General features: G+C 66.7%; 20 protein-coding genes. 7 read left to right on the forward strand and 13 right to left on the reverse strand.

Going from position 1 to position 19924, the window contains the following annotated elements:
- The first annotated feature begins 80 nt into the window (after positions 1-80).
- A complete protein-coding gene (locus O6W96_RS00820; RefSeq protein ID WP_353467813.1) occupies positions 81-758 on the forward strand; it encodes a type 1 glutamine amidotransferase domain-containing protein in 678 nt (225 codons plus the stop codon).
- Between the two features lie 44 nt (positions 759-802).
- On the opposite strand, the gene leuA is transcribed toward O6W96_RS00820, so the two are convergent.
- The 6 genes from leuA to miaA all read right to left on the reverse strand — a co-directional run bounded on the left by leuA (position 803) and on the right by miaA (position 8113).
- Entirely contained in the window at positions 803-2461 is a 1659-nt protein-coding gene (leuA, locus tag O6W96_RS00825; RefSeq protein ID WP_353467814.1) for a 2-isopropylmalate synthase, read from the reverse strand.
- A 194-nt stretch (positions 2462-2655) separates the two neighbouring features.
- Positions 2656-3261, reverse strand: a complete 606-nt coding sequence (locus O6W96_RS00830) for a YceI family protein (RefSeq protein ID WP_353467815.1) — start codon at positions 3259-3261, stop codon at positions 2656-2658.
- 448 nt (positions 3262-3709) lie between these two features.
- The gene (gene ilvC, locus O6W96_RS00835; RefSeq protein ID WP_120299962.1) at positions 3710-4729 is read right to left on the reverse strand and encodes a ketol-acid reductoisomerase; all 1020 of its coding nucleotides are present in this window, start codon (positions 4727-4729) and stop codon (positions 3710-3712) included.
- Between the two features lie 106 nt (positions 4730-4835).
- A complete protein-coding gene (gene ilvN, locus O6W96_RS00840) occupies positions 4836-5351 on the reverse strand; it encodes an acetolactate synthase small subunit (RefSeq protein ID WP_056048113.1) in 516 nt (171 codons plus the stop codon).
- Position 5352: 1 nt separating this feature from the next.
- Positions 5353-7101, reverse strand: a complete 1749-nt coding sequence (locus O6W96_RS00845) for an acetolactate synthase 3 large subunit (RefSeq protein ID WP_056048115.1) — start codon at positions 7099-7101, stop codon at positions 5353-5355.
- Between the two features lie 82 nt (positions 7102-7183).
- Positions 7184-8113 (reverse strand): tRNA (adenosine(37)-N6)-dimethylallyltransferase MiaA, encoded by a 930-nt coding sequence (miaA, locus tag O6W96_RS00850; RefSeq protein ID WP_353467816.1) that lies wholly within the window; start codon positions 8111-8113, stop codon positions 7184-7186.
- Here miaA and serB point away from each other — a divergent pair.
- Positions 8106-8987: a phosphoserine phosphatase SerB gene (gene serB, locus O6W96_RS00855; RefSeq protein WP_353467817.1), complete on the forward strand. Its 882-nt coding sequence runs from the start codon at positions 8106-8108 to the stop codon at positions 8985-8987. The genes miaA and serB overlap by 8 nt on opposite strands.
- A 127-nt stretch (positions 8988-9114) precedes the next feature.
- On the opposite strand, the gene O6W96_RS00860 is transcribed toward serB, so the two are convergent.
- From O6W96_RS00860 to O6W96_RS00870, 3 genes are all read right to left on the reverse strand, one after another.
- The gene (locus O6W96_RS00860; RefSeq protein ID WP_353467818.1) at positions 9115-9597 is read right to left on the reverse strand and encodes a hypothetical protein; all 483 of its coding nucleotides are present in this window, start codon (positions 9595-9597) and stop codon (positions 9115-9117) included.
- A 99-nt stretch (positions 9598-9696) separates the two neighbouring features.
- Entirely contained in the window at positions 9697-9906 is a 210-nt protein-coding gene (locus tag O6W96_RS00865) for a hypothetical protein (RefSeq protein ID WP_353467819.1), read from the reverse strand.
- Positions 9907-9947: 41 nt separating this feature from the next.
- On the reverse strand, positions 9948-10934 hold the full coding sequence (locus O6W96_RS00870) for an SPOR domain-containing protein (protein WP_353467820.1): 987 nt from the start codon (positions 10932-10934) through the stop codon (positions 9948-9950).
- 175 nt (positions 10935-11109) lie between these two features.
- Between O6W96_RS00870 and O6W96_RS00875 the strand changes: the two genes are divergently transcribed.
- The 3 genes from O6W96_RS00875 to O6W96_RS00885 are packed head-to-tail and all read left to right on the forward strand — an operon-like array spanning position 11110 to position 13607.
- A complete protein-coding gene (locus tag O6W96_RS00875) occupies positions 11110-11814 on the forward strand; it encodes a ParA family protein (protein ID WP_353467821.1) in 705 nt (234 codons plus the stop codon).
- Between the two features lies 1 nt (position 11815).
- Positions 11816-12271 carry a hypothetical protein gene (locus tag O6W96_RS00880; RefSeq protein WP_353467822.1) on the forward strand — a complete coding sequence of 152 codons (456 nt, stop codon included), beginning with the start codon at positions 11816-11818 and terminating at the stop codon, positions 12269-12271.
- 16 nt (positions 12272-12287) lie between these two features.
- Positions 12288-13607 (forward strand): SPOR domain-containing protein, encoded by a 1320-nt coding sequence (locus O6W96_RS00885; RefSeq protein ID WP_353467823.1) that lies wholly within the window; start codon positions 12288-12290, stop codon positions 13605-13607.
- 180 nt (positions 13608-13787) lie between these two features.
- On the opposite strand, the gene O6W96_RS00890 is transcribed toward O6W96_RS00885, so the two are convergent.
- The 4 genes from O6W96_RS00890 to O6W96_RS00905 all read right to left on the reverse strand — a co-directional run bounded on the left by O6W96_RS00890 (position 13788) and on the right by O6W96_RS00905 (position 17723).
- Positions 13788-15008: a dihydroorotase gene (locus O6W96_RS00890; RefSeq protein WP_353467824.1), complete on the reverse strand. Its 1221-nt coding sequence runs from the start codon at positions 15006-15008 to the stop codon at positions 13788-13790.
- The gene (locus O6W96_RS00895; protein WP_353467825.1) at positions 15005-15991 is read right to left on the reverse strand and encodes an aspartate carbamoyltransferase catalytic subunit; all 987 of its coding nucleotides are present in this window, start codon (positions 15989-15991) and stop codon (positions 15005-15007) included. Before O6W96_RS00895 ends, O6W96_RS00890 begins: the two co-directional genes overlap by 4 nt.
- Positions 15992-16152: 161 nt before the next feature.
- Positions 16153-16620 carry a Holliday junction resolvase RuvX gene (ruvX, locus tag O6W96_RS00900; protein WP_060524389.1) on the reverse strand — a complete coding sequence of 156 codons (468 nt, stop codon included), beginning with the start codon at positions 16618-16620 and terminating at the stop codon, positions 16153-16155.
- Positions 16617-17723 (reverse strand): DUF3089 domain-containing protein, encoded by a 1107-nt coding sequence (locus tag O6W96_RS00905; protein ID WP_353467826.1) that lies wholly within the window; start codon positions 17721-17723, stop codon positions 16617-16619. The genes ruvX and O6W96_RS00905 overlap by 4 nt, the downstream gene beginning before the upstream one ends.
- A gap of 252 nt (positions 17724-17975) precedes the next feature.
- Between O6W96_RS00905 and gatC the strand changes: the two genes are divergently transcribed.
- Positions 17976-18278, forward strand: a complete 303-nt coding sequence (gene gatC, locus O6W96_RS00910) for an Asp-tRNA(Asn)/Glu-tRNA(Gln) amidotransferase subunit GatC (protein ID WP_056048145.1) — start codon at positions 17976-17978, stop codon at positions 18276-18278.
- Positions 18278-19762, forward strand: a complete 1485-nt coding sequence (gene gatA / locus O6W96_RS00915) for an Asp-tRNA(Asn)/Glu-tRNA(Gln) amidotransferase subunit GatA (RefSeq protein ID WP_353467827.1) — start codon at positions 18278-18280, stop codon at positions 19760-19762. Before gatC ends, gatA begins: the two co-directional genes overlap by 1 nt.
- Positions 19763-19924 lie beyond the last annotated feature (162 nt).

Consider the following 19924-nt stretch of genomic DNA (forward strand, 5'->3'; position numbering starts at 1 on the left):
GCATTTGGGTTCACAGTCGCAAGGCGCCGATCCTAGATCCGGTTCGTTCTCTCCCAAGAACCATGATCCGGAGATCAATCTTGAAAATTCTCGTCGTCCTCACCTCGCACGCCGATCTCGGCGACACCGGCCGCAAGACCGGCTTCTGGCTCGAGGAACTCGCCGCGCCCTATTACGTGTTCAAGGACGCCGGCGTGGACATCACGCTCGCATCGCCGGCGGGTGGTCAGCCGCCGCTTGATCCAAGCAGCGCCAAGCCCGACGCGCAGACCGACGCGACGCGGCGCTTCGAGGCCGATGCGGAGGCTACCGCGGCGCTCGCCGATACGCGCGTGCTGTCCGACATGCGGATCGCCGATTATGACGCGGTGTTCTATCCGGGCGGGCACGGGCCGCTTTGGGATCTCGCCAACGATCCGGCCTCGATCGCCCTGATCCAGAACGCGATCGGCGCGGGCAAGCCGGTCGCGCTAGTCTGCCACGCACCCGGCGTGTTGCGCGACGTGAAGGCCGCCGATGGCACGCCTCTCGTCAAGGGCAAGACGGTCACCGGCTTCACTAATACCGAAGAGGCCGCGGTCGGGCTCAGCGACATCGTGCCGTTCCTGGTCGAGGACATGCTGCAACAGAAGGGCGGCAACTATTCGAAGACCGCCGATTGGGGCGTGCACGTCGTCGAGGACGGCCTGCTGATCACCGGCCAGAACCCCGCCTCGTCGGCAAAGGCGGCAGAGGCGTTGCTGGCGAAGCTGGCGTAAGAGGGAGCGGCCACCGGTTCAGCCGGTGGCCGTCCTTTGCTAGGTCAGGCGCGGTTGGCGGCGCTCAACACAGCGCGGACCGAGGCGGTGGCGATGTCGGTGTCCATGCCGACGCCGAACACCGTCTTGCCCTCGGCCGTCCGGCATTCGACATAGGCGGCGGCCTGCGCATCCGCGCCGTGCCCGATCGCGTGCTCGTTATAATCGACCACATCGAGCGTCGGCCCGGTCGACTCCGCAATTGCCGCGATCACACCCGAGATCAGCCCGTTGCCACGCCCGGATATCGACCGCTCCTCGCCATCGATCGCGACCCGGCCGATGAACACGCGCTGCCCCGAGGCACCACTTTCCTCGTAATCGCGCAGTTCGACGCGGTCGGCCGCTTGCGGCATGTACGTCCGCTCGAACAGGCTCCAAATGTCCGCCGCGTTCAACTCGCGGCTGGTCTCGTCGGCATAGGCCTGGACGTGGCGGCTGAAGTCCGCCTGCAACCGCTTGGGCAGCTTCAGACCCTTGTCCTGCTCGATCACCCAGGCGACGCCGCCCTTGCCGGATTGCGAATTGACGCGGATCACCGCCTCGTAGCTGCGGCCCAGATCGGCGGGGTCGATCGGGAGATACGGCACCTCCCACAGCGTGTCGTTCTTCGCCTCCTGCGCCGCGAAGCCCTTCTTGATCGCGTCCTGATGCGATCCCGAAAACGCGGTGAAGACTAGGTCGCCGGCATAGGGCGTGCGCGGGTGGACGGGGATGTTGGTGCAGTAATTGACCGTATTCACGACGCCGTCGATGTCCGACAGGTCGAGCTTCGGGTCGACGCCCTGCGTGTACATGTTGAGCGCGACGGTCACGAGATCGCAATTGCCGGTGCGCTCGCCATTGCCGAGCAGGCAGCCCTCGACCCGGTCCGCGCCCGCCATCATGCCGAGTTCAGCCGCCGCGACGCCGGTGCCGCGGTCGTTATGCGTGTGCAGCGAGATCGCCACCGCGTCACGGTTGCGGATGTTGCGGCCGAACCACTCGATCTGGTCCGCATAGATGTTCGGCGTCGCGCACTCGACGGTCGCGGGCAGGTTGAAGATGATCGGATTGTCCGGCGTTGGCATCAGGACGTCCATCACCGCTTCGCAAACTTCCAGCGAGAAATCGAGTTCGGCGGTCGAGAAGGTCTCGGGGCTGTATTCGAACTGCCAGCGGACGTTGGGCTGCCTGGCGGCTTCGTCGCGCAGTACCTTGGCGCCGTCGATGGCGATCTGTTTCACCTGCGCGCGGTCCATCCCGAACACGATCTTGCGCCATGCCGGGCTGACCGCATTGTAGAGATGCACGATTGCGGTCTTCGCGCCGACCAGGCTGGCAAAGCTCGTCTCGATCAGGTCGCGGCGCGACTGGGTCAGCACCTGGATCGATACGTCGTCGGGGATGCGGCCGGTCTTCACCAGCCCTGAGATGAAGTCGAATTCGGTCGCGCCGGCGCTCGGGAAGCCGACCTCGATCTCCTTCAGCCCGACCTTGCAGAGCAGGTCGAAGAAGCGCGTCTTCTTCTCAGCATCCATCGGGTCGATCAGCGCCTGATTACCGTCGCGCAGATCGGTCGACAGCCAGCGCGGCGGCTTGACGATCGTCTTCGACGGCCATTGGCGGTCGGGCAGGTCGACTTGGGGGAAGGGACGGTATTTGGTCGATGGGTCGCGCAGCATGGCTCGTGTCTCTCGTGTCTTCGGGAGCGTTCGGGTCAGCCCTTAGGCGCGAGGCACGGGGCAGGGCCACCGCGCAAACGATCGGCGCGCCTAAGGGCGCGTAAGTCGAAGCAGCAGGAGGCGGCCGTGCGTCATTGATAGCATCCTATCGCGCGGACACGGTCCGTGTCCAGCGCGATAGGGAAATTGGTATATTATTGCGCAGAGAAGGCGGCGTTGATCGTCAGGTCGACCTTGTCCGACACGACCGGGGCGTAGGCGCCGAGGTTGAAGTCGCTGCGCTTGATCGAGGTCGTCGCGCGGAAGCCGAAGTTGAGCTTCTTGTTCATCGGGTTCGCGCCGGCACCGATAAAGGTCGCCTGGAGCACGACCGGCTTGGTGACGCCCTTGAGCGTGAGGTCGCCGGTGATCGTCGCCTTGTCGCCGGTCGCGACGACCTTGGTCGAGACGAACTTGGCGGTCGGGTAGGTCGCGGCGTCGAAAAAGTCCTTCGACTTCAGATGGCCCGCGAACGGCGCTGCGGTGACCGAGAGCTGGTCGATCGCGAAGTTCACCTCGACCTTGGTCGCGTTCGGCTTGGCGGGATCGATCGTGATGCTGCCACCCGATGCGCCGAGCTGCCCTTCGAGCATCGAGAAGCCCATGTGGTTGACGGCCCACGTCACCTGCGTGTGGTTCGGATCGACCGCGTAGGTGCCGGCGGCGACGCGTGCCTCGACGGGGGCGCCGGGGATGGCGGCGGTCTGTGCGATGACTGGGGCGGCGGTGAGGGCGAGGATGGTGGCTAGGACTAGGCGCATGCGGGGTCTCCTGTTTGACGTGCGATGCTGGCCGAGCGGGGCGGGCGCGTCAAACGACGTTATGCCAACGCTGTGTTTCGGAATTGGGTCGGTGGGGTGGGGGGCAAGGGCCGCTCGCTCTTGTTCCCCCGCGGATGCGGGGGCCCAGCTAAACCACGATCACCGCCCGAGATCCTGGACCCCCGCGTTCGCGAGGGAGCAGGATAAGCAGCGATTGACGCTTCCCCAAAACGCCACCACCCCGGCGAAGGCCGGGGCCCAGTTGGGTGACGTGACTAACTGAAGACTGCGCTCCGTTACTCCGGCCTTCCCAATTGGGCCCGGCCTTCGCCGGGGTGATGTGGAGCGCGCGGGAACGCCCGCCCGTCGGACCCGGCGAAGCCGTGCCCTATGGGCAGGCTTCGTCGTGCCGGCCGCGCTCACGCGCTGTCGCGCGCTCGCGTTCGCGTCAGTTCTTGGCCTTATCAACGAGAGCATTCTTCCCGATCCACGGCATCATGCCGCGCAACTCCGACCCGATCTTCTCGATCGGATGCGCCAGCGCCTGCTTCCGCGCCGCCTTCAGCTCAGGCTGCCCCGCACGGTTGTCGAGGATGAAGTTCTTCACGAACCGGCCCGACTGGATGTCGGCCAGTACGCGCTTCATCTCGGCCTTGGTCTCCGATGTGATGATCCGCGGACCCGTCGTGATGTCGCCATACTCCGCGGTGTTCGAGATCGAATAGCGCATGTTGGCGATGCCGCCCTCATACAGCAGGTCGACGATCAGCTTGGTCTCGTGCAGGCATTCGAAATACGCCATCTCCGGCGCATAGCCGGCCTCGACCAGCGTCTCGAACCCGGCCTGGATCAGGTGGGTGATGCCGCCGCACAGCACGGCCTGCTCGCCGAACAGGTCGGTCTCGCATTCCTCGCGGAAGTTGGTCTCGATGATCCCCGAGCGACCGCCGCCGACGCCGCTGGCATAGGCGAGGGCGATGTCATGCGCGTTGCCCGATTTGTCCTGGTCGATTGCAATCAGGCAGGGGACGCCGCCGCCGCGGACATATTCGCTGCGCACGGTGTGGCCAGGGCCCTTGGGCGCGATCATGATGACGTCGAGATCGGCGCGCGGCTCGATCAGGCCGAAATGCACGTTGAGGCCGTGAGCAAAAGCAATCGTCGCGCCCTGCTTGAGGTTGTCGTGCAGATCGGCAGCGTAGATCGCCGCCTGATGCTCGTCGGGGGCGAGGATCATGACGATGTCGGCCCAGGCGGCAGCCTCCTTGTTCGACTTGACCGCAAAGCCCGCCTCGATCGCCTTCTTGGCGGTCGCCGAGCCTTCGCGCAGTGCGATGGCGACGTCCTTGACGCCCGAATCGCGGAGGTTCTGCGCGTGGGCGTGGCCCTGCGAACCATAGCCGACGATCGCGATCTTCTTGTCGGTGATGAGGTTCAGGTCGGCGTCGCGATCGTAATACACACGCATTGGATTCTTCCTTCTTTCGTCATTCCGGCGGACGCCGGAACCCAGGGTTCCAGGCGGCGCCATGTGTGGCTCTGGGTCCTGACTTTCGTCAGGATGACGCAGTAATTCAGGCTGGCTCTTTGCCGCGGGCGATCGCGACGATGCCGGTTCGGGCTACTTCGATCAGACCGACTTCGCCCATGAGTTCGACGAACTTGTCGATCTTGTCGATGCCGCCGGTGACCTCGAACACGAAGCTCGACGTCGTCGCATCGACCACGCGCGCGCGGTAGACGTCGGCGAGGCGCAGCGCCTCGATCCGGTGGTCGCCGGTGCCGCGGACCTTCACCAGCGCAAGCTCGCGTTCGACATGCGCGCCCTGTGCCGTGAGGTCGGTGACCTTGTGCACCGGCACCAGCCGGTCGAGCTGGGCGATGATCTGCTCCATCGTCGCCGGCGACGCGCTGGTGACGATGGTGATCCGGCTGACCGACTTGTCCGCGGTGATCTCCGACACCGTCAGGCTCTCGATATTATAGCCACGCGCGGTGAACAGGCCGGCGATCCGGGCGAGGATGCCCGGTTCGTTGTCGACGATGACGGCGAGCGTGTGCCGCTCGGCCTTTTCCTGGGAAATGTGCATCTTAAACCAGCGCCTTCGCTTCGTCGTCCATCGTGCCGGACACCTCGTTCGCCTGCAGGATCATGTCGGTATGCGCAGCCCCCGACGGGATCATCGGGAAGCAGTTGGTCAGCTGCGACACGCGGCAATCGACGATCACCGGGCCGTCATACGCCAGCATCTCGGCGATCCCGCTGTCGAGCTGGTCGCGCGTCTCGATCAGGATGCCCTTCCAGCCATACGCCTCGCCGAGCTTCACGAAATCGGGCAGCGAATCCGAATAGCTCTCGGCATAGCGGCTCTCATAGGTGAGCTCCTGCCACTGGCGGACCATGCCCATATACTGGTTGTTGAGAATGAAGATCTTCACCGGCAACCGGTATTGCGACGCCGTCGCCAGCTCCTGGATGTTCATCTGGATCGACGCCTCACCGGCGATGTCGATCACCAGCGCGTTCGGGTTGCCGAGCTGCGCGCCGATCGCCGCCGGCAGGCCGTAGCCCATCGTGCCGAGACCGCCGCTCGTCAGCCACTTGTTCGGCTTCTCGAACCCGAAATGCTGCGCGGCCCACATCTGGTGCTGGCCGACCTCGGTCGTGATGATCGGCGAACGCGCGTGCGTCGCGTCGAACAGCGCCCGGATCGCGCGTTGCGGCATGATCTCGTTCGGGTCGTTCTCGGGGAAATCGAGACACTTCACCGCGCGCCAGCCAGCGATCCGCCGCTGCCAGTCGGTCGTGTCGGGCTTGGGATGCTGGCGGCTCTTCCAGATCCGCACCATGTCCTCGAGCGCATGGCCGACATCCGCGATGATGCCGAGATCGACGCGCACCGTCTTGTTCACCGACGAGCGATCGATGTCGATATGCACTTTCCGCGAGTTCGGGCTGAACGCATCGAGTCGCCCGGTCACGCGGTCATCAAAGCGCGAGCCGAGCGCGACGACGAGGTCGGCCTGGTTCATCGCCATGTTCGCCTCGTACGTGCCGTGCATCCCGAGCATGCCGAGCCACTGCGGGCCGGACGCGGGATAGGCGCCGAGACCCATCAGCGTCGACGTCACCGGCGCGCCGGTGATGCGGACGAGTTCGCACAGCAACTGGCTCGCGGCCGGGCCCGAGTTGATGATGCCGCCGCCGGTATACAGGATCGGACGTTCGGCCGCGGCGAGCATGTCGACGAGCTGCTCGATCTGCGACTGATCGGCCTTCACCTGCGGGCGATAGGTCTTGTGCTGGATCGGCCCCGGCTTCTTGTACCGCGCGGTCGCGACCTGCACGTCCTTGGGAATGTCGACGACCACCGGCCCCGGACGACCCGAGGTGGCGATGTGGAACGCCTCGTGGATCACGTCGCCAAGCTTGGCGGGATCCTTCACGAGGTAGTTGTGCTTCGAGCAATGGCGCGTGATGCCGACGGTATCGGCTTCCTGGAACGCGTCGGTGCCGATCAGCGCGGTCGGCACCTGGCCGGTGATCACGACCATCGGGATCGAATCCATCAGCGCGTCGGTGATCCCGGTGACGGCATTGGTCGCGCCGGGGCCGGAGGTGACGAGCACCACGCCGGGCTTGCCGGTCGAGCGGGCATAGCCCTCGGCCGCATGCGTCGCAGCCTGTTCGTGGCGCACCAGAATGTGCTTGATCCGACCGCTGCGGAACAGCGCGTCGTAGATCGGCAGCACGGCGCCACCCGGATAGCCGAAGACGACCTCCACGCCGAGATCGCACAGCGCCTCGATCAGGATATCGGCTCCACTCTTCTCGGTCATTTCATATCATCCTTTGCGAGAACGCTGCCTTTAGCGTCTCGTGGTGGGGCCGGCTACCGATATAAAAGATGCGTGTCAAACATCATTTGAGCAATATAGTTTCAAATTGCTGCAAGCGCGTTGGTAGGTCGAGGGCTTCGGTGCGGGTCCAAGCGGGGGGCGGCTGGTGCCGGAGCCAGGTGTATTGGCGCTTGGCATAGCGCCGGGTGGCGAGCGATCCGGCGGCGATGGCGTCGGGTTGCGAGGTCTCTCCACGGACGAGCGCGGCGATCTCGGGCACACCAATCGCGCGGCGGATCGGCGCGTCCTGCGGGATGTCGGTGCGGGCGAGCAGCGCGGCGATCTCCTCGCGGCTGGTATCGGCCATCTTGGCGAAGCGCTGGTCGATGCGCGCGTTGAGCCAGTCGCGGTCGGGGATCAGGATCAGCGCGCGGACGTCGATCGTCTCGCCGATCCCGCCGACCTTCTCGGTCTGCCAGTCGGCGAGCGTGCGGCCGGTGCCGCGGACGACTTCTAGCGCTCGGGCGACGCGGGTGGTGTCGGCTGCGTTCAGTTTCCGGGCAGCGTGCTGGTCGAGTTGCGCGAGCGCGGCGTGCGCCTCCGCCACGGGGAGGGCGCGGACTTGCTCGCGAAGGGCTGGGTCGATCGTGGGGACAGGCGCGATGCCGTCGAGCAGCGTGCGGATATAGAGCCCCGTGCCACCCACCAGGATCGGCAGCTTGCCCTTGGCGAGCGTATCGCGGATCGCCTGCGTCGTCTCGGCAGCCCAGCGTGCGGCGGAGTAGGTCGCATCGGCGGCGTCGACATGGCCGAACAGGCGGTGCGGGGCGCTGGCCTCTTCTTCCGCCGACGGGCGCGCGGTGAGGATGCGGAGGTCGGCATAGACCTGCGCGGAGTCGGCGTTGATGACGACGCCGTCGTGGCGCGCCGCGATGGCGAGCGCGAGCGCGGACTTGCCGCTCGCGGTCGGCCCTGCGATGAGCGCGACCTTCGGGAGAGTTTCTATGTTCACGGCAACGCTTATAGCCTCGGGCACGCTGACCGCAGGCGATATTTCGACCGCGATGGACCGCCTGCGCGACGCGGGCTGCGCGCCGGGCGCGAGCGGCTGGATCGACGAAGGCGATGCAGCGGACCTGATCTTCGGGATGGCGCCGGACGCGGCGCGGGTCGCGCTCGAGGGGGCGTTCGCGGCAACTGACGTCGTCGTGCAATCGAGCCTGACGCGCACGAAGAGGCTGCTCGTCGCCGACATGGATTCGACGATGATCACCGTCGAATGCATCGACGAACTCGCCGACTATGCTGGTATCAAGCCGCAGATCGCCGAGATCACCGAGCGCGCGATGCGCGGTGAACTCGATTTCGAGGCGGCGCTGGATGCGCGGGTTGCCCTGCTGAAGGGGCTGGCGGAAAGCGACATCGAACGCTGCCTGGCCGAACGCGTGAAGATCATGCCGGGCGCGAAGACGCTGGTGCGGACGATGCGCGCAAGGGGCGCTCTGGCGGTGCTGGTGTCGGGCGGGTTCACGCGGTTTGCCGAGCCGGTGGCGAGGGAGATCGGCTTCGACCGTGCGATCGCCAACGTGCTGGAGATCGAGGGTGGCGTGCTGACGGGGACGGTGACCAAGCCTATCGTCGGGTCGAATACGAAGTTGACGACGTTACGGGCGGCGATCGCCGAACGGGGGATTACGGTGGAAGAGTCGCTCGCGGTCGGTGATGGCGCGAACGATCTGGCGATGATCGAGGCGGCTGGGCTGGGCGTGGCGTATCATGCCAAGCCGATCGTTGCGGCGGCTGCGGCGGCGCGGATCGATCATGGGGATTTGACGGCGCTTCTCTACGCGCAGGGTATCGCGAAGCAGCACTGGGTGCTGGACTGAAGTTTCACCCCTCCCTGGAAGGGAGGGGCAGGGGTGGGTCGGTTTCCGCATGGTCGGACCGTAGTGACCCAAGCCGGCCGACCCACCCCCAACCCCTCCCTTCCAGGGAGGGGCGCAGAAGTTAGGGTTAGGCCTTGGCCAGCGGCGTGCCGCTCGCTGCGCAGACATACGTCGCAAGCTCTTCTCGCAACGGCAGGCCCTTGATTGGGCGCAGCGGGCCGTCATGCGCTACGTTGGTCTCGACCAACGCCCGGTTCGGGCCGACGCCTAGGACATGGAACAGGCGATTGCCGCAATCGGTCTCGGTGCGCGCATAGGCGACCTTGCCGTCATGCTCCTGGCGCAGGATCGCGATGATCGTCCCGCCGACCGCCTTCCGCTCGCGCAACAGGAAGTGGCGCGACGTCGGATCGGACGGGGTAGGGATCAGCCGGCCCTTAACCGTCAGCTGCTCGGGCTTGGGCACCGCCACCTCGGTCTCTGCAAGGTTGCGCAACGACACGCCGTTATCCACCACCGCGTCGGTATTATTAGTAGCAAGCTGCTCGCCGGAACACGCGGCCAACAGCGTTGCGCCGGCAAGTGCCAGCGCCAAGGTCTTCGAAATCATGCATCTAGCTCCCGGTCGATGTCGAAACGAAACGACCGGTCCGGCTATTTGATCCCTGCCGCACCCGATCGCTCATCCGCCGGGCGAAGGCACGATCGCTCAGCGCGCCGTCTTGTCAGCCACCCGGTCCGCCCGCGCCACGGTCTTGGGAACGACGGCAGGTTCGCAGATGCGACGGGTCGGCTGGCAGGCGATGCCTACCGCCGAGCACCCCTTGATGATGTCCGCGGTAGGGCACGCGCGGCATTGCTGCTTTATCTCGGTACAGCTCACTGGCGCCGATAGCAGGGCTAAAGTCAGCACCAGCATCCGCGGGTCCTTTTCACTAGAGGTCAGCGCACCGGATCAGGTCAGGGCGCGACGATCACGCAAGGCACGCCGGCAGCGGAACACGCCCGCGCCGCATCCGCCTTCGATGCAAAGCCGCCGGCCTGGAGCCGCGTCACGCTGCCAGCCTTCGCATAGAAGGGCTGTGCTCCGCGCAGCTTGCCGCGAACCTTGTTCCAAAGCCCCTCGGCATTGCCCTGGTCGCGGAAGGCGCCAAGCTGGACGCGCCAATTGCCGGTCGCACGCGCTGTAGCGACGGGTGCCGGCTTGGCGGCGGCGGGCTTCGGTACGGGTTTCGCAACCGGCTCGCGGGTCGGGACGGGAACGCGGGCAGGCGGCGAACTCGGCGTCGGCTTCGTCACGCGCGGCTGCTCGGCGATACGTGACGGCGGGACGGGCGTTTGTCCGACGGTCGAACGCGACGGGGCGGCAGGCGTCGCCTGCAACGCATATTGCTGCGCCAGCGCAGTACCCTTTTCGCGATCGGCGGGCGATATATACTGGTCCATCTGCGCCAAGGTCTGCGAGGCCGATTGCAAGCCCGATGCCGAAGCGCGCGTCATGAGCGCATAGGCCCGCGGGAAATCGCGGGGTACGCCATCGCCGTTGAACAGCATCGTGCCGAGCACCAGTTGAGTCCGTGGCTCGCCGCGTGCGACCGACTTTTCGAGCCAGGGTAGCGCATCGGTCTTCTTCCCCGCCTGGAACAGCGCAAGACCGTAATTATCGCCGGCCTGGAGATGCCCCTGGAGCGCAGCCTTGCGGAACCAGCTTTCGGCAAGGCCGGGATCGAGCGGCACGCCGCGACCGAGCTTGTAGGCCTGGGCGAGGTTGAACTGCGCGTCGGCATCGCCGGCAATCGCAAGCGGTCGCCATTCCTGAACGGCTCGCGCGTAATCACCCTTGCCCCACGCTTCGACGCCGGCCTTCACATCGGCATAAGCGGGAACGGCAGCGCACAGGCCACCAAGTGCAATCGCACTTATCAGAAGCTTACGTCCAACCTGCATCGCTCTACCCCGTATCCACTCATCGTCACCATGCCGCCGTTCGCCGCGTTAGGCAAAGGGAACGCACCGGATTTCCGGCCTATTTCACGCGTTTCAAACCGATATGAAGTGTTGTTAACCGCTTCTTGACCCGCGCCTGCCATGCCGACTGCGACTACCGGGGATCAGGCAGATTATGCGCGTTCTAGCGTTCGCATCGCAGAAGGGAGGATCGGGGAAGACGACCTTGACGGGTCATCTTGCCGTTCAGGCCGAGCGTGCGGGTCATGGCCCGGTGGTGCTGATCGACATCGATCCACAAGGCTCGCTGTCCGACTGGTGGAACGAGCGCACCGCCGAGGAACCGGCGTTTGCGCAGACCACCGTGTCGCGGCTCGCCGCCGATCTCGAGATACTTCGCCAGCAGGGTTTCAAGCTGGCGATGATCGATACGCCGCCGGCGATCACGATGGCGATCCAGAGCGTGATCCAGGTCGCCGAACTGATCCTAGTACCAACGCGTCCGAGCCCGCACGATCTGCGCGCGGTCGGCGCCACGGTCGACATGTGCGCCCGTGCCGGCAAGCCGCTGATCTTCGTCGTCAACGCGGCCACGCCAAAAGCGCGGATCACCGCCGACGCGACGCTGGCGCTGTCGCAGCACGGCACGGTCGCGCCGGTCATCGTCCACCAGCGCACCGACTTCGCGGTCTCGATGATCGACGGGCGGACGGTGATGGAGCTCGACTCGAACACCCGCTCGACCGCCGAGATCGAGGCGCTGTGGATCTATGTCTGCGACCGGCTCGAGAAGAATTTCCGCCGCACCGTGTTCAGCGTGCCCGCCGCTGTCGGACGGCGTCCCGCCACAGGTGGCTTCGGCCGCCGGGTCGTCGGCTGAGATGGCCCAGCCCAAGCCACGCGCTGCGCTGTCGTCGTCGCTGTTGGCGCGCAAGGGCGACGCGCGTCCGGCGATGCGACCGCAGGATCTGAATGCGCCGGCTGATGAGGCAAGCGACGATCTCGGCTGGAACGACATGGGCGCGCAAATGCCGTCGGTGCTGATCGAGCGCGAGGCGTTCAAGGTCGAGATCGAGCGTCCGGTCGCGGTCGCGTCCGTCTCGAACGCCACCGCTGCACGGATCGGCCGCGAGGCTCTCGCCAAGACCAAAGGCGCGAAGGCCGCGTTCACGTTGCGGCTCGATACCGATCGGCACCTGAGGCTGCGATTGGCGAGTGCGGTTACCGGATCGTCGTCGCAACGTCTCGTCACGCTCGCCCTCGATGCCTTTCTCCAGACCTTGCCGGAAGTGGATGCGCTCGTCGCGCAGCTGCCGCCGGCCACGCCAAAACGTTGAAACAGGGATTATCCCGATGACCACGCGCGCACTTTTCCTCGGCAGCATCTCCGCCCTCATGCTCGGCGGCACCATGGTCGGCTGCGCAGCCAGTGGCGGCGGCGTAGCGTCGGCCAGCGATCGCAGCGCCGCGCTGGCGTCCAGGGGCGCAGCGACGGATGCGGGCAAGGCGCAGACCGCACTCGCCAAGCGTGATGGCCCGGCGGCAATCGGCTTTGCGGAAGGCGCGGTGGCGGTGATGCCGCAGTCGGCGGAGTACCGCATGCTGCTTGGCCAAAGCTATCTCCAGGGCGGGCGGTTCGCGTCAGCGTCGCAGGCGTTCGCGGATACGCTGCAGCTGTCGCCGACCAACGGCAAGGCGGCGCTGAACCTCGCGCTGGCGCAGGTCGCGACGGGGGACTGGCAGGCAGCGCGGCGGACGCTGGCGACGCACGCGGCGATCATCCCGGCGCTCGATCGCGGTCTGGCGCTGTCGCTCGCGGGCGATACCGCGGGGGGGATCGCGCTGCTCACCGAGACCGCGCGGTCGCCCGAGACGAGCGCCAAGGTCCGCCAGAATTTGGCGCTGAGTTTCGCGCTGGCAGGGCGCTGGCAGGAGGCGCGCGTGGTCGCGGCGGCGGACATGGCGCCAGCCGACGTCGATGCGCGGCTCGAGCAATGGGCGCAATTCGCACAGCCGGCCAACGCGTCGGATCAGGTGGCGAGCCTGCTCGGCGTGCACGCGGTGGCGGATGCGGGGCAGCCGGTTGCGCTGGCGTTGAACGCGCCTGCACCGATGATGCCGGGGGCGCCCGAACAGGCGCTGGCGGCGGCTGATCCTGTACGAGTGGAGGGCCCTGTCGAGGTTGCTGCTGCACCGACTGCCGCGCCGGTCGCGGGCTTTTCAAAGGTGTCGTTCGGTCCGCGGCAGGAGGTGGTCCAGGCTTTGCCGGCGATGATGCTCCGTCCGGCCGGCGGTCCGATCAAGGTCGCCTCGGCGTCCACGCCAACGGGCCGCGGGATTGCGAGCGCAGCATATCAGGTGAAGGCGCCGGTGACCGGCCATTGGTATGTACAGCTTGGCGCGTTCGACAGCGCCGGCGTCGCGCGCGATGCATGGGGGCGTGCCGCCAAGCGATTCGCCGTGCTCGCGGGCTACACGCCCAACGGCATGAATTTCAAAGCGGATGGCGAGGATTTCTATCGCCTGTCGATCGGCGGGTTCAGCCGGTCTGCAGCGGATTCGATGTGCCGCCAATACCGCGCCAAGGGCGGGGCGTGCTTCGTCCGGATGGGCGCGGGCGATGCGATGGCGCAGTGGTTGCGCAAGCCTGGGATGCAGTTGGCCTCGCGGTGAGGGGGCTCCCACCCACGCCATAAACGCCACCCCGGCGAAATAAGCGCCACCCCGGCGGAGGCCGGGGCCCAGTTGGGGACCGTCGCTAATCGAGGGCGGCGCTCCGTTACGCCGCCCTTTCCAACTGGACCCCGGCCTCCGCCGGGGTGGTGGTTCAGCAGCGATTGGGCGTCAGGCGCCTCACCGAACCTCGCGGCCACCCTTCCACAATCGCAGCACGCGGCCCTGCACCGGCAGCCCGTCGAACGGCGTATTCCCCGCCTCGGCCTTGAACGCCTCCCCGACGATCTGCCATGGCGCGAGTTGATCGAACAGCATCAGGTCGGCAGGCTTGCCCACCTCGAGCGTGCCCGTTTCCAGTCCCAGTACCCGCGCCGGATTACGCGCCAGCAACGCGAACAGGCGTTCCAGCGTAAGATGCTCGTCGCGGACCAGCATCAGGGAAAGCGGGAGCAACGTCTCGGCCCCCGCCATTCCACTGCTCGAATCGGTGAACGGCAGCCGCTTTTCTTCCGGCCCGCGGGGTTCGTGCCCCGAGCACAGCACGTCGATCGTCCCGTCGGCGATCGCTACCAGCGCCGCCCGCCGGTCGCTGTCCGCGCGAAGCGGTGGTGAGAGCAGGGCGAACGACCGGAAATCGCTGACCGCGATCTCCGACAGATGCAGATGCGCCGGCGTGATCCCGCACGTCACCGATACGCCGCGACGCTTGGCTGCGCGGATCAGGTCGAACCCGGCCGCCGTCGTCACCTGGCGGATGTGGAGACGCGCGTCGGTATCCTCGGCGAGCATCAGGTCGCGCGCGATCGCGAGCGCTTCGGCCACCGCCGGCGCGGCGGGGAGGCCGAGCCGGGTCGCCGTCTCGCCCTCGGTCGCAACCGCACCGGCGGCCAGCCCGCCATCCTCGGCGTGCGCGATCACCGTCACGTCGAGATCGCGCGCATAGGCGAGCACGCGCCGCATCACGCCGCTGTCGGCGATCCAGTGCTTACCCGTGCCGACCGCCTTTGCGCCCGCCGACAGGCAGATCGCCATCTCGGCGAGGTCGTGGCCTTCGAGTCCGCGTGTTGCGGCGGCGATCGGGTGGATCCACAGGTCGGGCTTGCCGATCAGCGCGGCGCGCTGGACGATGCCGGGATCGTCGAGCACCGGCGACTGGTCGGGCATGAGGCCGATCCGGACGATCCCGCCTGCGCGGAACGCCGCCCGGTCGACCTTCGCGACGCCAAGATCGACGATCCCGGGTGCCACGGTCTTGCCCGCGCAATCGACGATGTCCGCATCCGAAGGAATGTCGACGATCCCGGTTGCGACAATTACGCCGTCGCGGACCAGCACATTGCCCTTCGACACGCCCGCCACCGGGCAGACGAGGGTGGCGTTGGTAAGTGCGAGGATCATGCCCAACCCTCCACGCCGCGCGCTCGTCGGGTCAGCACGTCGAGGCAGGCCATGCGGACCGCGACCCCCATCTCGACCTGTTCGGTAATCGCCGACCGTGCGTGGTCAGCGACGGCGGAGTCGATCTCGACACCGCGGTTCATCGGGCCGGGATGCATCACCAGCGCATCGGGCGCCGCCTTTGCCAGCCGGTCCAGCGTCAGCCCGTAGCGCAGCCGGTATTCGCGCGTGGACGGCACGTAGGCGCCGTCCATCCGCTCGTTCTGGAGTCGGAGCATCATCACCACGTCCGCACCCTCCAACGCCTTGTCGAAATCGGTGAACGCGGTGGCGCCCATCCGCTCGATCATCGGCGGCATCAGCGTCGACGGCGCACAGACGCGGACCTCGGCGGCGAGCGCGGTTAGCGCCAGGATGTTCGAGCGCGCGACGCGGCTGTGCAGCAGATCGCCGCAGATCACGACACGCTGCCCCGCGATCGAGCCCTTCCGCCGCCGGATCGTCAGCGCATCGAGCAACGCTTGCGTTGGATGCTCGTGCCGCCCATCGCCCGCGTTGAGCACCGGGCAGTCGACCTTGTCCGCGATCAGCCGCACCGCGCCCGACGACATATGCCGGATCACGATCACGTCCGCGCGCATCGCGTTGAGCGTCATGGCGGTGTCGATCAGCGTCTCGCCCTTCTTCACGCTCGACTGCGCGGCGTGCATGTTGACGACGTCCGCGCCGAGCCGCTTGCCCGCGATCTCGAACGACAGGAGCGTGCGCGTGCTGTTCTCGAAGAACGCGTTGATCTGGGTAAGCCCGGCCAGCCGTTTGTCGGGCGTGGCGTGCGTGCGGTTCGCGCCGACCCACGTCTCCGCCTCGTCGAGGAGGAACGCGATCTCGTGTGGCTGGAGCCCGTCGATGCCGGTGAGATGCCGGTGCGGGAAGACGGCGCCGCCTTCGATGAGGGCGGCGGGGCGGTGATCTGAGGTTCGCATTAAAGCTGCGGGATAGTGGCCGCAGGGGCAGGGGGCAAGCGCGGCGATTACGAGCCGCGCCGCCAGCCTCCGTCATCCTGGGCTCGACCCAGGATCCAGAGCCGAGCAGCGCGCCGTTCTTGGTTCTGGATCCCGACTTTCGCCAGAATGACGGGTGAGTATCAGATCTGTGCGGTCACCAGCGCGTCGATCGCGCCTTGGAGGATGTAGGCGGCGGCCATCTTGTCGACCAACTCGGCGCGCTTGGCGCGGCTGGCGTCCTGTTCGATCAGCGTGCGGGTGACGGCGACGGTCGACCAGCGTTCGTCCTGGAGCAGGATCGGCAGACCCATGTCCTTGAGGTTCTGTGCGAACGCGCGGGTCGATTGCGAGCGTGGGCTTTCGCTGCCGTCGAGGTTGATCGGCAGCCCGATGACGAGGCCAACGACCGCCTGCGCCTTGATGATCTCGGCTAGTGCGGCCTTGTCCTTCTGGAACTTGGTGCGGCGAATCAGGAGCGCGGGGCTCGCGAAGCTCCAGCCGGCGTCGCAGAGCGCGGTGCCGATCGTCTTGGTGCCGACGTCGAGGCCGATCAGCCGGCCGCCGTTCGGGAGCGCGTCACGGAATTGCGCGGCGGAGAGCGTGATCATTGGAAAGCCTTCAGGCGGCGGTTGGCGTCGGCACGGATGTTCGCCCAGAACAGGCTGTAGTCGTAGACGTGGTAATTGTTGCCGGGCAGCACGTACGGCCCGAGGTTCGGGCCCTCGCCGATCAGCAGGAAGCCGCGGTCGGCGCATCGCGCGGGGACGCTGCCGGCGGCGATCGTCGCGGTCTTCAGGTCCGCGGACGGGACGAGCGTGCCGAGGTTGGTGGTGGCGGGCGCGGTCGCGTCGGCGGTGCCGGTCAGCGGATTGGTGCAGACCATCGGCGTACCCTTGCGCGGCTGGCCGTTGAAGCCGGTGGTCTGGTCATACGCGTCGACGATCAGTGATGGATCGGCGGGCTCGGCAAAGCTCTCCCACGACAGGATGCAGCCGGTCTGCTCGGCGGTGCGGCAGTCGGGGAGGCCCATCTTCGGAAGATCGGTCGCGCGCGAGACGGGCCAGCCGACGACATAGGCCGCGACGATCCGTGCCTTCAGCTTGGGATCAGTGGCGATGCGGTCGCGGAGTAGGCGGGTGAGATGGAGCGCGCCCTGGCTGTGGCCGGCGAGGATGATCGGGCGGGTCGGGCCGGCTTCCTTGAGGAATCGGTCGAACGCCGCAGACACATCGCCGTAAGCGAGCGCCAGTGCGCGTTCACTATCCGCAACGCTGGTCAGGAAGGCGCCGAACGTCGCCTGGCGATACCGCGGCGCCCAGATGTCGCCCGCTTCGTTGAACGCGCTCGCCTGGCCGCGCAGGAACAGTTCCGCTCGCGCATTGGTCTCGGGGTCGTCGATCGGCGCGTTCCAGTGGTCGCGGTTGATGTACGAGGTCGGGTGAATGAAGAAGATCGCCGCGCCCGTGCCGCGTTCACCGGGCGTGTAGCCGGGCGGCGTCCAGAGCGCGGGATTGCCGGGCGCATCGGGGCGGGCGAGCCACATGATCTTTCGCGCGTAGATGTTGCGCGGGGCTTCGCGTTGCGCCTGGAAAGTCTCGCTCGGCACCATAACCGCGCGCATCAACTGCGTGCCGAACAAGCGGTAGGCGAGCAGCGCGGCGATCGCGAGGACGATCATCGCGGCGACGAAATAGAGAAACTTGCGGGCCAAGCGGGACCTTCCGTGCAGGCGGTTTGGCTCCCGTGCCGGAAGCTGGGGAAGGTTGCAACGGGCGCCCTAACGATCCTCCCCCGCCAGGGGGAGTTGACTGGCACTTGCCAGACGGAGGGGGAGGACACGGAACAGGGGTTACCCTTATCTCCCCCTCCGTCGCTTCGCGCCACCTCCCCCTGGCGGGGGAGGATTGCATCTCGGACGGGAAACATATTGCGCCCCCGCCGCGCCGGGTGCTAGCCGCAGCCCATGTCCGTAGATACTGCAACCGTGAAGCGGATCGCGAGCCTTGCGCGCATCGCGATCACCGACGAGGACGCCGCCCGCATGGCGCCGGAACTCGGAAACATCCTTGGCTGGATCGAGATGCTCGAAGAGGTCGACACGACCGGTATCGAGCCGATGACCGCCGTCATCCCCAACACGCTGCGGCTGCGCGACGACGTCGTCAACGCCGACCCGCTGACCGGCGGCGGCATCCGCGAGCAGGTTTTGGCCAATGCCCCGGTGGCAGAGCATGGTTTCTTCGCCGTGCCGAAGGTGATCGAATAATGACCGACCTCACAGATCTCGGTATCGCAGGCATCCGCGACGGCGTCCGCGATGGTTCCTTCAAGGCGCGCGAAGTGGCAGATGCGTTCATCGTAAAGGTGAGCCAGGCCAAGGCCTTGAACGCGTTTCTTGTCGAGACGCCAGACCACGCGATCGCCGCCGCCACCGCCGCCGATACCGCGCGCGAAGCCGGCGAGACGCTCAAGCCGCTGGCCGGCGTGCCGATCGGCATGAAGGACCTGTTCTGCACGAACGGCGTCACGACGACCGCGGCGAGCCATATCCTCGAAGGCTTCACACCGACCTATGAGTCAACCGTCTCGCAGAATTTGTGGGACGCGGGCGCGGGGATGCTCGGCAAGCTGAACATGGACCAGTTCGCGATGGGCTCGTCGAACGAAACGTCCGCGTTCGGCAACGTGATCTCGCCGTGGAAGCGGAACGACGGCGGCAACGCCTCGCTCGCACCAGGCGGCTCGTCGGGTGGCTCGTCGTCGGCAGTCGCCGCACGGCTCTGCCCCGGCGCGACCGGCACCGACACCGGCGGTTCGATCCGCCAGCCCGCCGCCTTCACCGGCATCTCGGGGATCAAGCCGACCTATGGCCGCTGCTCGCGCTGGGGGACGATCGCGTTCGCGTCATCGCTCGACCAGGCCGGGCCGATGGCGCGCGACGTACGTGACTGCGCGATCCTGCTCGAGGCGATGGTCGGGTTCGACGCCAAGGACGGCACTTCGTTGCAGCTCGACGTGCCGAAATGGGAAGCGGGCTTGTCCGGCAATCTCAACGGCCTGCGCGTCGGCATTCCCAAGGAATATCGCGTCGACGGAATGCCCGAGGAGATCGAGGCGCTCTGGCAGCAGGGCATCGATTGGCTGAAGGATGCCGGCGCGACGATCGTCGAGGTCTCGCTCCCGCACACCAAATACGCACTGCCCGCCTATTACATCATCGCGCCCGCCGAAGCGTCGTCGAACCTCGCGCGCTATGACGGCGTCCGCTACGGGATCCGTGACCTGCCGACCGGCGCCGGCTTGCAGGACATGTACGCCGCGACGCGTGCGGATGGCTTCGGCCCCGAGGTGAAGCGCCGCATCATGATCGGCACCTACGTCCTCTCGGCCGGCTTCTACGACGCGTATTACACGCAGGCGCAGAAGGTCCGGACTCTGATCGCGCGCGATTTCGAGCGGGCTTGGGAGACGTGCGACGTCCTGCTGACGCCGACCGCACCCTCGGCGGCGTTCGCGCTCGGCGAGAAGTCGGCCGACCCGATCGCGATGTATTTGAACGACGTGTTCACCGTGCCGTCTTCGCTCGCCGGGCTTCCGGCGATGTCGGTGCCGGGGGGGCTCGACAAGCAGGGCCTGCCGCTAGGGTTGCAGATCATCGGCAAGCCGCTCGACGAGCAAGGCGTGCTGAACGCAGGGCTCGCGATCGAACAGCGAGCGGGGTTCGTCGCCAAGCCGGATGTTTGGTGGTAAATCTACTGGATTGGCTGGGCGCGATTGGGGACTTGTCCCGATTATTGCCCGGCTTTGTTCCGGGTCGAGAAGATGACCTGCCTGCCCGGCGAAGAGTAAAGATCGAGCGGCCGGTCAAGGCAGCAGCTGAGAAAAAGCTCAGCTTGTTCCGGCGCTCAAGCG

The organism is Sphingomonas faeni (assembly GCF_040407495.1).
Lineage (GTDB): Bacteria > Pseudomonadota > Alphaproteobacteria > Sphingomonadales > Sphingomonadaceae > Sphingomonas > Sphingomonas faeni_D.

Bases quoted from the DNA above. Each gene is read 5' to 3' on its own strand.
- ilvC (WP_120299962.1), bottom strand. From the start codon at position 4,729: ATGCGTGTGTATTACGATCGCGACGCCGACCTGAACCTCATCACCGAC.
- leuA (WP_353467814.1), bottom strand. From the start codon at position 2,461: ATGCTGCGCGACCCATCGACCAAATACCGTCCCTTCCCCCAAGTCGAC.
- O6W96_RS00870 (WP_353467820.1), bottom strand. From the start codon at position 10,934: ATGCAGGTTGGACGTAAGCTTCTGATAAGTGCGATTGCACTTGGTGGC.
- ilvN (WP_056048113.1), bottom strand. From the start codon at position 5,351: ATGCACATTTCCCAGGAAAAGGCCGAGCGGCACACGCTCGCCGTCATC.
- O6W96_RS00865 (WP_353467819.1), bottom strand. From the start codon at position 9,906: ATGCTGGTGCTGACTTTAGCCCTGCTATCGGCGCCAGTGAGCTGTACC.
- O6W96_RS00890 (WP_353467824.1), bottom strand. From the start codon at position 15,008: ATGATCCTCGCACTTACCAACGCCACCCTCGTCTGCCCGGTGGCGGGC.
- O6W96_RS00830 (WP_353467815.1), bottom strand. From the start codon at position 3,261: ATGCGCCTAGTCCTAGCCACCATCCTCGCCCTCACCGCCGCCCCAGTC.
- O6W96_RS00860 (WP_353467818.1), bottom strand. From the start codon at position 9,597: ATGATTTCGAAGACCTTGGCGCTGGCACTTGCCGGCGCAACGCTGTTG.
- gatC (WP_056048145.1), top strand. From the start codon at position 17,976: ATGTCCGTAGATACTGCAACCGTGAAGCGGATCGCGAGCCTTGCGCGC.
- O6W96_RS00880 (WP_353467822.1), top strand. From the start codon at position 11,816: ATGGCCCAGCCCAAGCCACGCGCTGCGCTGTCGTCGTCGCTGTTGGCG.
- O6W96_RS00885 (WP_353467823.1), top strand. From the start codon at position 12,288: ATGACCACGCGCGCACTTTTCCTCGGCAGCATCTCCGCCCTCATGCTC.
- O6W96_RS00875 (WP_353467821.1), top strand. From the start codon at position 11,110: ATGCGCGTTCTAGCGTTCGCATCGCAGAAGGGAGGATCGGGGAAGACG.
- O6W96_RS00895 (WP_353467825.1), bottom strand. From the start codon at position 15,991: ATGCGAACCTCAGATCACCGCCCCGCCGCCCTCATCGAAGGCGGCGCC.
- gatA (WP_353467827.1), top strand. From the start codon at position 18,278: ATGACCGACCTCACAGATCTCGGTATCGCAGGCATCCGCGACGGCGTC.
- ruvX (WP_060524389.1), bottom strand. From the start codon at position 16,620: ATGATCACGCTCTCCGCCGCGCAATTCCGTGACGCGCTCCCGAACGGC.
- O6W96_RS00845 (WP_056048115.1), bottom strand. From the start codon at position 7,101: ATGACCGAGAAGAGTGGAGCCGATATCCTGATCGAGGCGCTGTGCGAT.
- serB (WP_353467817.1), top strand. From the start codon at position 8,106: ATGTTCACGGCAACGCTTATAGCCTCGGGCACGCTGACCGCAGGCGAT.